The sequence below is a fragment of the Salinicola sp. 4072 genome, assembly GCF_036663415.1.
Taxonomy (GTDB): Bacteria; Pseudomonadota; Gammaproteobacteria; order Pseudomonadales; family Halomonadaceae; genus Salinicola; species Salinicola salarius_A.
In genome coordinates, this window is the sequence record NZ_JAXOVV010000001.1 from 317,751 (window position 1) to 328,566 (window position 10,816).

A 10,816-nucleotide genomic window follows, 5' to 3' on the forward strand; every position below is an offset into this window, starting at 1 on the left:
ACAAGAGCTTTCCCAAGACAAGAGCTTTTCCCAAGACCAAGAGAAAAATGCCTATCATGCCCCACCCCGACTGGCTCGTTATCGAGGACGAACGTTTCTCTTCCCTGGTGCTGCCCAACGGCCAGCTCGACTCTCTCTGGCGAGGAGGCCGCTGGTGCGAGGGGCCAGCCTATTTCGCTGCCGGGCGTTATCTCCTGTGGTCGGACATCCCCAACGACCGCATCATGCGCTACGACGAGAATGACGGTCATGTTTCCATCTTTCGTCAATCTTCCGCTTTCAGCAACGGCCAGACACTGGACCGGGAAGGCCGTCTCGTTACCTGCGAGCACGGTAGCCGTAGCGTCACCCGTACCGAACACAACGGCCGTATCAATACGCTGGCCGATACCTACGAGGGCAGCCGACTCAATTCCCCCAACGATGTCACCGTCAGATCGGACGGCTCGATCTGGTTCACCGATCCCAGCTACGGCATCGACAGCGATTACGAAGGGGGGCTGAGAACTTCCGAGATGGGTTGCCACGTCTATTGCCTGACCGTCGATGGCCAACTGCATCGCGTTGCCGAGGATTTCGAAAAGCCCAACGGCCTGGCGTTCTCCCCCGACGAAGCCTGGCTCTACGTGTCGGATACCGGTGCGACCCACCGAGCCGATGGCCCCCGGCATATTCGTCGCTTTCGGGTCGAGGAGAATCACCGCCTCGTCGGCGGCGAGATTTTCGCGGTCTCGGACTGCGGGCTGTTCGATGGCTTCCGTCTGGACATCGCCGGCAACCTCTGGACGAGCGCCGGGGACGGTGTCCACTGCTACGCGCCGGATGGCAAACGCCTTGGTCGCATTCTGATTCCGGAAACCGTAGCCAACGTCTGTTTTGGTGGCGTCAGTCGCAACCGGCTCTATGTCTGCGCCACCACGTCGCTCTATGCAGTCACGCTCAATACACGTGGCCACCATGTCATCGGTGAAGCGATTACGCCTTCGGAGATTCGCACAGCGAGCCGAACCTGAGCAGAATCCGCTTCTATCCGGCCAGTATGCGATCCACCGCGCGCGAGACGCCACCGAGATAGCCCCGACCAAACAGAGAGAGATGGTTGAGCAGCGGGTAAAGCTGAAACAGCGCCTCGCGCCGGTCCCAGTCGGCGGGACGATCGCCATCCCAGTAGGCTTCGAAGAAGGCATCGCCCGGCCCGCCGAACAGCGTCAGCATGGCGATATCCACTTCAGGGTAGTGTCGATAGACCGCCGGATCGATGATTGCCGGCCCCCTGGGCGTGAAGAGCACGTTGCCCGACCATAGATCGCCGTGCACCAGGCAGGGCGGCGTATCGGGCAGCCAGCTTTCGAGCGACTCGGCAACGCGCTCGATACGCTCGGCGAGACCGGCGTCCAGCAACCCCTGGTCGCGACACAGTTTCATCAGCGGCAGCAAGCGCCGCTCGCGCTGGAAGACACGGCCGTCCGCCAGCGGCGCATTGGGCTGAGGTGTCGAGCCGCAGGCATTGTCCCGCGGCCAGCCGTGCTCGGCCTGCGAATCTCGAGAATCACGGTGCATCTGGCGCAGCCCTTCGCCCAGCGCTGAGCCGTCACGTTGCCCCGTGGCATCCAGGGCTTCCATCACCAGCAGGTCGTCATCCTCGGCAACGACCGCCGGCACGACGAGCAGACGACAGACGCTGGCCAACGCCCGCAGCCCATCGGCCTCTCTGGCGACGCGCTCTACCGAATCCTGCTTGACGATGCAGGGTCTCGCACCCTCGACTCGCCACAGCCCGGCGCCGCTGTCACCACCGGAAAGCGGCGTAATGCCGGCGTCGAGTTCCAGCCCGGTGTCGGCCGGCAGCTCAAGCGCCGCGAGCCGGGGTTTCAGTCTCTGCAATGGTGTCTGCGTCATCGCGCATCTCCTCGCGATCGTCGGTGTCGGTGTCCTCTTCGCGTCTGCCGGTTCGCCCCCGGTTGAGCTCCTGCTGGAACAGGGATTGCAGCTCGGCCATGGCCGCCTTTTCGGTCGCCATCAATTGCTCGGTATCGTTGCGATGCGCATAGGTATCCTTGAGCAACTGGTTGTCGAAATCGCGGAAGGTGCGCACCGCATTGATGGCATTGGCGCTGGGATAACCCAACCCCTTGAGGACTTCGACGCTCATCTCCATGCTCGAGGCGAACGTTTCGCGAACCACGCCATCGACGCCGATCTCCATCAGTTGCCAGGCGTGATGGCGATTGCGCGCCCGCGCATAGACGGCGAGATCTGGAAAGTGTGTCTTTGCCAGCCTCGCAATGGTCAGCGCAGTGTTCTCGCCATCGACCGCAATGACGAGCAGGCGCGCCTTGTCGATACCCGCCGCGCGCAGCAGGTCGAGCCGGGTCGCGTCGGCGTAAAAGATGCGGGAACCGAAGCGGCGAATGAACTCGACCTGGGTGATGTTGGGGTCCAGCGCCGTGAAATTGATCCCCTGCATCTTCAGCATACGCCCGACCATCTGCCCGAAGCGGCCTAGGCCGGCGATGATCACCGGGGGTGTGTCGTCGCCGAAGTCGGTATCGAACGGCCGGCTCTCCTTGAGACGATCGCCCGCCTTCTCTCCCAGTTGATACAAAAACGGCGTGGCCGCCATGCTCAGCGTGACCGCCGCGATACACAGGCTGGCGATGCGCTGATCGATGACGCCAGCGGCCACCGCCGCCGTCAGCAGCACGAAGTCGAACTCGCCGCCCTGGGAAATGATCGTCGCCAGCCGGGGGATTTCCGGGCGAGGCAATCGCGCCAACAGGCCGACGATCACCAGTACCACGGACTTGGCCAGCGTCATCGCAACGGCCAGCCCCAGCACCAGCCAGACGTTGTCCAGCACGAGACCGAGATTGACCGACATGCCGACGGCAATGAAGAAGAGCCCTAGCAGCAGCCCCTTGAACGGCTCGATATTGGCTTCCAGTTCATGCCGATACGGGGTGTCCGCCAGCATCACACCGCCCAGGAAGGCACCCAGTGCCATCGACAGCCCCGCCCACTCCATGACCAGTGCCATCGCCAGCACCAGAAACAGTGCCGCGGCGGTGAATATCTCGTGCACGTCGCTACGTGCGATCAGCGCCAGCACGCGAGGGAATACCAGGCGACCGAAGACGATGGCAGCGATCACCACGCCAATGCTGCGGGCGATGAGCCAACCGTCGCCGGGCGCGGCGTCGGCACGCCCAGCCAGAAACGGCAGCAGCGCCAGCAGCGGTATCACCGCCAGATCCTGAAACAGCAGAATGGAGAACGCGCTCTGACCGTGCGGCGTCGCCAGTTGACGGCGTTCGTTGAGAACCTGCAGCGCAAAGGCGGTCGACGACAGCGCCAGCGTGAGGCCGAGGAAGATGGCGATACTCGGCGGCAGGTCCAGCAGGAGCCCGACCGGCATCAGCAGCGCTGCGCAGCCCGCCATCTGCAGCGTCCCCAGACCCAGCAGACGCTTGCGCATCCCCCACAGGCGACGCGGCTCCAGCTCCAGGCCGATGATGAACAACAGCATGACCACGCCGAACTCGGAGAAATGCAGCACCGATTCCGGCTCGGAGATGAAGCCGCTGATCGACGGGCCCGCGAGCAGGCCGATGCAGAGGTAGCCCAGGATCGACCCCAGCCCCAGACGCTGAAACAGGGGAACCGCAAGGATGGCTGCGCCCAGCAGCACAGCCGCTTCAGTGAGAAAGCCCATCGAATATCTGTCCTCGTCGCGGCAAGATCCGCCGCCCAATTTAACCTGGGTTCAGCATATCACTCACCTCGGCACGACAGCAGCACGCGCCTGACGTCTGCACGCTCAAGGCAGCGGATCCTTGAACGGCAGGCGAGATCGGCACTGCTCGAAATAGGCATGAACGTAGGCTCGCTCCTCGCGGCAGAAATCCTCGACGGCATCTCTAAACCCCGGATGATCGAGATAGTGCAGCGAGCGGCTGATGACCGGCGCGAAACCTCGGGTCAGCTTGTGCTCCCCTTGCGTCCCCGGATCGAAACGGGACAAGCCCTGTGCCAGGCAGTGCTCGATCCCCTGGTAGTAGCAAGTCTCGAAATGCAGAAAGTCGGCCTCGACCTCGCTGCCCCAGTAGCGGCCGTAGAGCGTGTCGCTTCCCTGCAGGCAGAGCGCGGCTGCCACGGCCCGTCCCTCCACACTGGCGCGGACCAGCAGCAGCGTATCGCCCAGGTCGTCGCGCAACCGGGTAAAGAACTCGAGCGACAGATAGGGACGCTGGCCCCGTTCCAGGTATGTCATGCAGTAGCAGCGATAGAACTGTGTCAGCGCCTCGTCGTCGATCCGCGCTCCCGTCAGCCGCTCGAACATGAAGCCCTGCTCCGCCAGCTTGCGACGCTCCCGACGGATCTCCTTGCGTTTGCGCGAGCTCATCCGCGCCAGAAAGCCGTCGAAACTGCCGAATCCATCGTCGCGCCAGGCAAACTGCACGGCCTGGCGCTCCATCAACGGCGCTTCGAACGCCGCCTGCCAGTCGTCCACCTCGCCGCTGTCGGCAAACAGTAGATGCCAGCTCTGCAGGCCGGTATCGCGGATCACCGGCGCCAGCGCCGCGATAACCGCCCGCCGATCCACGTCGCCCACCACGGCCAGCCGCGGCCCCGAGGCCGGCGTGAACGGAATCGCCGACAGCGACTTGGGATAGTAATCGCCGCCAGCGCGCTCCCAGGCATCCGCCCAGGACCAGTCGAATACGTACTCGCCTCGCGAGTGGTATTTGGCGTAGCGCGGCAAGACCGCCACCGTCCGGTCGTCGTCGAAGACCATCAAGTGATCCGGCTCCCAGCCGGTATCCGTATCGGCACAGCCGCAGGCTTCCAGCGCCACCAGGAACTCGTGGCGCAGAAACGGATAACGATCGCCGACCACATGATTCCAGAGCGACGCACGGGTAGCCGCGAGGCTACCGATATTCTCGACCCGCAATGCCATCCGATCTCCCCCGTTGCTTTTCCGGTCTTTCGTCGCTCGTCGCTCGTCGCTCGTCGCTCGTCGCTCGTCGCTCGTCGCTCGTCGCTCAGTCTATGTTGAAAACTTCGAGAGCCGCGGGCAAGCGTGCGATACTCTGGCAACAGCCAAGACAGAGAGCCACCCCAACCCGATGACACCCACCCCGACGCCTCCCAGCCCGTCAACGCCACCGCCCACCAATATCATGGCGCTGGCAGCTTTCGCGCTTAGCGTGCTGGGCACTCTGGTGCCGCCAGCGGCGTTGGGCGGCGTGGTCTGCGGCCATCTGGCTCGGCGCCAGATTCGCCAGAGGCAGGAATCCGGCGATAGCTGGGCGCTCGCCGGTTTGATACTGGGCTATCTGTTGATTCTGCTTTCGCTGGCCGGTCTTTTGCTGTTCGGCGGTTTCGTCGCGACAATGTTCGGTATCATGGCTTTCATGTAGCCGAATCTCATTGAGGAAACGCTCGCTGGCGCCAACGGCCGCGGATTGTGTTCACGCTGATGACGAGTTTTCATGCTGACTTCGCTTATCGATAACGACTTCTACAAGATCACGATGCAGAACGCCGTGATCAAGCGCTTCCCCTATGCACAGGCCCGCTACGCTTTCATCAATCGCGGCGAGCATGCGTTTCCCGAAGGATTCGGTGACGCCCTGCGACGCGAAGTCGATGCCATGGCCAGCCTCGTGCTCACCGACGCGGAAAAGCGCTATCTCGAGGTTACCTGTCCCTATCTCGATCCGACCTACCTGGACTTTCTGGCCGGCTTTCGCTTCAACCCCGCCGAAGTCATCATCGAGCAGACCGGCAGCGAACTCTCGGTCGCTATCGAGGGGCTGTGGTATCGCACCATCCTGTGGGAAGTCCCGCTGATGGCGCTGATCAGCGAGCTCTGGTATCGCCTGCGAGGTGTCAAGCGCGACGACGATGAAACGGTCGAGGCACGCACCCGAGCCAAGATCGAACAGTATCAGCGGCTGGGCCTGAAAATTGCCGAATTCGGCACCCGGCGGCGGTTTTCCTTCGACGTTCACGACCGGGTGGTCGGCGCGCTTCGCCATCATGGCGGCGAAGCCTTCAGCGGCAGCAGTAACGTCTTGCTGGCCATGCGCCACGGCGTCAAGCCCATCGGCACCCACGCCCACGAATGGTTCATGTTTCACGGCGCCCGTTTCGGTTTCAAGATGGCCAACAGCCTGGCGCTGGAGCACTGGGTCGATGTCTATCGCGGCGACCTTGGCATCGCCCTGACCGACACGTTCACTTCCCGCGCCTTCTTCGAGAGCTTCGACAAGAAGTTCGCCAAGCTCTTCGATGGAGTCAGACACGACAGCGCGGACCCCATCGACTTCGCGGCCTCGACCATCGCGCATTACGAGAAACTGGGGATCGACCCGCGCAGCAAGACGATCATCTTCTCCGACGCGCTGACACCCGAGAAGGTCGAGCGGATCCAGTCGTTCTGCCAAGGCCGCGTCGGCATGGCGTTCGGCATCGGCACCAACTTCACCAATGACGTGGGCGTCGAGCCGATGAACATGGTGATCAAGATGGTCGAGGCGAGACCGGAAGGCCAGCACTGGCTGCCCGTGGTCAAGCTTTCCGACGTGCCCGACAAGCACACCGGTGACCCGGAAATGATTGCCCTCGCCAAGCGCGTGCTCGCCCTCAGTCGCCCCAACGAATAGATTGCAGCTCGCCAACGAAAAAGCCACGAACGCGGTCGTTCGTGGCTTTCTGCTGTCTGGCTCGTAGCTCGTAGCTCGTAGCTCGTAGCTCGTAGCTCGTAGCTCGTAGCTCGTAGCTCGTAGCTCGTAGCTCGTAGCTCGTAGCTCGTAGCTCGTAGCTCGTAGCTCGTATTCAGTCTACTGATTCAGCGCCTTGTCCAGCGTCAGCAACGCAGCCTGCCAGGAGGCAGCATCCGCCGCCGCGTCGTAGCCGAGCGGAAGTTCGTTCTCCGCGGCCAGCCTGTCGGCATCCGGATTGGTGAAAGCGTGCTTGGCACCGGGATACTGCACCACGCGAACGTCCGCGCCATCTTCCGTCAATGCCGTCGCCATGCTGTCGAGCGCCTCGGGGTCGACCAGCGAATCGTCCTGGCCGTTGTAGATGCGCACCAGGCCGTCGAACGGCTGCGGGTTGGTGACGACCTGAGTCGGACTGCCATGGAAGCTGATCGCCGCTTCCAACGGCATGCCCGCCAATGCCATGTTCATCACCACGCCACCACCGAAGCAGTAGCCGATCGCCGCCATGCGATCCTCGCGCACCGCAGGATGTTCACGCAGCGCTGTCATCGCCGCTTCCAGCCGCGCTCGAGCGGAGGGCCAGTCCTGCATGACCTGGCTGGAGAACGCCTTGGCATCCTCCGGGTGCTGGGCCACCTTGCCGCCGCCATACATGTCTACCGCCAGTGCCACGAAGCCCAGTGCCGCCAGCTGATCGGCCTTGTGCTTGATGTAGTCGTTGAGCCCCCACCATTCATGGACCAGCAGTACGCCGGGACGAGGCTCGTCATCGCTGGCGTTGTAGGCAAGATACCCCTGGTAGGTCTGGCCGCCCGTGGCATATTCGAAAGTCTCGCCCTGGACGCGTGGACCTTCGACCTCGTCGGCCCACGCCGGCAGACACATCAGGCTGAGCAGCAAGGCCAGCAGTAATCGTCCCATCATCGTTCTCCTTCTTTGACTGGCTTGGCGCAGGTTCGGCTGGCTCGACGTCGACTCGCACAGCGGCTCATGGCGCCTGCTGAACGCGATCCCGCCCGCGCTGCTTGGCATTCTGCATTCCCGCCTCGGCACGCGCCAGCATGGCTTCCGCGGTCTCGTCACTGCGCCGTTCGGCGACCCCAAGACTAACCGAGAACGACAGCCAATGACCATGAAACTCCACCCGGGTCGAAGCTAGACGCCCGCGCAGTTTATCGGCGATGGTGGCCGTTTCCTGCAGCGATTTGCCGCTCATCAGCAACGCGAAGGAATCGTCGCCCAATCGGCCGAAGCTGAACCGCTCTCTCAACGTCGCCCGGCACATTTCGCCGATGCAACTGAGCACGAGATCGCCGCCCTCGCGCCCCCAATCGCGGTTGATATCGCTGAAATGGTCGACATCGAACACGATCAGCGTAAACCTAGCGCCGGTGTCTCCACTTGCGAACGCATGCCGCATCAGGCCCATGAAAGGCTCTCGATTGAGCGCCGAGGTCAATTCGTCGGTGGCGGTGTACGCATTCCACTGCAGCGACTGGTGGCGGCGTTGGGTGATATCCCTCGCGATGGCAACCCAGCCCGGCATGACCGGGGGCTCCAGCGTCTGCCCCAACGGCAGCGGATAAGGCGAAAAGTGGATCTCGAACCAGCGGTACACCCCATCCCGGTGTCTCAGACGCAGCTCCACCATGGGAGAACTCGCCTCGGCGGCTCCTTCGATCAGCAGGCGCCGAACCCGGGAGCCATCCTCGGGCGCCATCAGGCCGAAGAGAGACGTCGACAGCAGCGACGCTGCGCTGACACCGAGCGCGCCTTGGGTGTTACCCGCCGCGTAATGGCACTCCATATCCTCATCGAGCGCCAAGATCACATCGCCGCTGTGATCGAGCAGGGACTGCGGGGACAAGCCGTCGTCATTCGCGGGAGCGGCAGGCAGTCGCGGCTGCAGGAAACCGATGAGTGTTACGACCTCGCCGTCCGCGTCACGCTGGATGCTGATACTGTCGTCGACTTGACACTCGGAGCCATCTCGCCTTTCGATGACGTAGGACAGCCGCGCCGTGAGCTCGCCCTCGGTCAGGGCCTGCTGCAATCGTTCGAGCAGCGGCCTGCGCTCGGATTCGGGAATCTGCGCCAGCCACAGCTCGGGCTGGGAAAGGTAGTCCGTGGCGGGACGATGGCCCAGCGCGTCGATGGAATCGGCGACGAAGCGCAGCTCACCCAGCCACCAGGCCGAGTCGGTGACATAGACCGTGCCCGGCAAGCATTGCAGCCACTGTCGGGCGTCCGCGCCCGAAACTTCATCGTCATGCACGAAGGCATCCCGTGAATCCATGCACTCCGGCCTCGTCTAGCCGCAGTGCTGTTTCCAAGCGGCTGGGTGGTAAAACGAGATCGTGTCAGCGAAAGCCGACACGACGCTGAGCGACCGCGGGCGAAGAGGACGCATCATCAGATGAGCTTCGCGCCTCATCGTCACCCCTGGCTCGATGATCGCGACTCTTCGACTGAGCATGGCAGCAGGCATCCGCCAGCTGGCGCAGCTCGTCGCGAGTCAGCTCGAAACGATGCATGCCCGCCTGCTCCTGCCAGATCACGAAAATTACTGGCACGGAACGCGATTGGTCGACACCCACGATCTTCCCGAGCCGCTTCTCTTCAGGGTCGCGAATGGTCTCGCCAATCAGGCGATGCGCGTTGATGATGTTGTCCTGCATGACGCCGCCAACCTCAATGCATGGTGGAAAGATAGGGCATGTTCGGACTTACACTAGAGGGTCAGCCTGACAAGTCCAAGCCCACCAACGCAATTGCCCAGCATACAGGGTTCTATCGACAACGGATTGGATGACTTGAACGCAAAACTGGCGCTACTTCGATGGTATGCGACTCGGTCGCCTGCCCCCTTCTAGCCGAGGGGGACACGTCGCGCGGGTGTCCGGAGGGAGAAAATACCAAAAAAGAGGGGCGACAGACGCTCTGCCACCCCTCGATCCTGCTTCGTTGTCGCCGACTATCGCTTGCGGGCCACCCTTGTCAGGCGTTCAGGCCAGCGAAAACGATATTCATCTCAGCTGGCGGCCTGCATGGCCAGCGCCGTATCCAGCATGCGGTTGGAGAAGCCCCACTCGTTGTCGTACCAGGCCATGACCTTGACCAGACGCCCGTTCACGCGCGTGTGGTTGGCATCGAAGGTGGAAGAGTTGGCGTCGTGGTTGAAGTCGATCGACACCAGCGGCTGAGAGTTCACTGCCAGTACCGGCGACTTGGCCGCTGCCTTCTCGACGATCTCGTTGATCTCTTCCTTGCTCGTCTCGCGACCGGCAGTGAAGACCAGGTCCACCAGCGACACGTTGATGACCGGCACCCGCACCGCGAGCCCGTCGAGCTTGCCGTTCAGTTCGGGCAGCACCAGCCCGACGGCTGCGGCGGCACCGGTCTTGGTCGGGATCATCGACTGCGTGGCACTGCGCGCGCGGTACGGATCCTTGTGGTAGACGTCGGACAGGTTCTGGTCATTGGTGTAGGCATGCACCGTGGTCATCAGGCCATTCTCGATACCCACGCTCTCCTGCAGCGCCTGGGCTACCGGCGCCAGGCAGTTGGTGGTGCAGGAAGCGTTGGAAACCACCCGATGCTCCGCCTTCAGTGTCCCTTCGTTGACGCCGAACACGATCGTCGCGTCGGCATCGCCGCTGGGTGCGGAAATCAGCACACGCTCCGCGCCGGCATCGATGTGCTTGGCTGCGGCCTCGCGCTTGGTGAACAGCCCGGTGCACTCCATCACCAGGTCGACGTTCAGCGATTTCCAGGGCAGCTGCGACGGATCGCGCTCCGAGAGGATGCGAATGCTATCTCCGTCTACGCTCAGGGTATCGCTGTCGTGAGTGACGTCGAAGCCGAAACGTCCATGCACGCTGTCATGACGCAGCAGGTGCGCGTTGAGCGCCGGATCGCCCAGGTCGTTGATGGCGACGACTTCGATCCGGTCGCGATAACCGTTTTCGTACATGGCACGAAGTACGTTACGGCCGATGCGACCGAATCCGTTGATGGCGACACGCAATGTCATGGTGCTCTCCTCCTGATGACGTAACTCGAACGTTTGGGGAATGTGGCACGGT

10 protein-coding genes are annotated in these 10,816 nt (G+C 62.8%); 3 read left to right on the plus strand and 7 right to left on the minus strand.

The features are described 5' to 3' along the window. The first annotated feature begins 47 nt into the window (after positions 1-47). A complete protein-coding gene (locus R3F72_RS01340; protein ID WP_332778744.1) occupies positions 48-1,013 on the plus strand; it encodes an SMP-30/gluconolactonase/LRE family protein in 966 nt (321 codons plus the stop codon). Positions 1,014-1,026: 13 nt separating this feature from the next. On the opposite strand, the gene R3F72_RS01345 is transcribed toward R3F72_RS01340, so the two are convergent. The 3 genes from R3F72_RS01345 to R3F72_RS01355 all read right to left on the minus strand — a co-directional run bounded on the left by R3F72_RS01345 (position 1,027) and on the right by R3F72_RS01355 (position 4,960). After that, a complete protein-coding gene (locus tag R3F72_RS01345) occupies positions 1,027-1,899 on the minus strand; it encodes a fructosamine kinase family protein (protein WP_332778745.1) in 873 nt (290 codons plus the stop codon). Beyond that, the gene (locus tag R3F72_RS01350) at positions 1,850-3,712 is read right to left on the minus strand and encodes a monovalent cation:proton antiporter-2 (CPA2) family protein (protein WP_087717720.1); all 1,863 of its coding nucleotides are present in this window, start codon (positions 3,710-3,712) and stop codon (positions 1,850-1,852) included. Before R3F72_RS01350 ends, R3F72_RS01345 begins: the two co-directional genes overlap by 50 nt. Positions 3,713-3,817: 105 nt before the next feature. Next, on the minus strand, positions 3,818-4,960 hold the full coding sequence (locus tag R3F72_RS01355) for a GNAT family N-acetyltransferase (protein WP_071230537.1): 1,143 nt from the start codon (positions 4,958-4,960) through the stop codon (positions 3,818-3,820). 169 nt (positions 4,961-5,129) lie between these two features. Here R3F72_RS01355 and R3F72_RS01360 point away from each other — a divergent pair, with 169 nt between their 5' ends. Beyond that, positions 5,130-5,423 carry a DUF4190 domain-containing protein gene (locus R3F72_RS01360; protein ID WP_256961010.1) on the plus strand — a complete coding sequence of 98 codons (294 nt, stop codon included), beginning with the start codon at positions 5,130-5,132 and terminating at the stop codon, positions 5,421-5,423. 72 nt (positions 5,424-5,495) lie between these two features. Then, positions 5,496-6,671 (plus strand): nicotinate phosphoribosyltransferase, encoded by a 1,176-nt coding sequence (gene pncB, locus R3F72_RS01365; protein ID WP_087717717.1) that lies wholly within the window; start codon positions 5,496-5,498, stop codon positions 6,669-6,671. Between the two features lie 177 nt (positions 6,672-6,848). On the opposite strand, the gene R3F72_RS01370 is transcribed toward pncB, so the two are convergent. The 4 genes from R3F72_RS01370 to gap all read right to left on the minus strand — a co-directional run bounded on the left by R3F72_RS01370 (position 6,849) and on the right by gap (position 10,764). Then, on the minus strand, positions 6,849-7,652 hold the full coding sequence (locus R3F72_RS01370) for a dienelactone hydrolase family protein (RefSeq protein ID WP_071231899.1): 804 nt from the start codon (positions 7,650-7,652) through the stop codon (positions 6,849-6,851). A gap of 67 nt (positions 7,653-7,719) precedes the next feature. Further along, on the minus strand, positions 7,720-9,027 hold the full coding sequence (locus R3F72_RS01375) for a sensor domain-containing diguanylate cyclase (RefSeq protein WP_071231898.1): 1,308 nt from the start codon (positions 9,025-9,027) through the stop codon (positions 7,720-7,722). 64 nt (positions 9,028-9,091) lie between these two features. Next, a complete protein-coding gene (locus R3F72_RS01380) occupies positions 9,092-9,409 on the minus strand; it encodes a hypothetical protein (protein ID WP_071231897.1) in 318 nt (105 codons plus the stop codon). Positions 9,410-9,762: 353 nt separating this feature from the next. After that, entirely contained in the window at positions 9,763-10,764 is a 1,002-nt protein-coding gene (gene gap, locus R3F72_RS01385) for a type I glyceraldehyde-3-phosphate dehydrogenase (protein ID WP_071231896.1), read from the minus strand. Positions 10,765-10,816 lie beyond the last annotated feature (52 nt).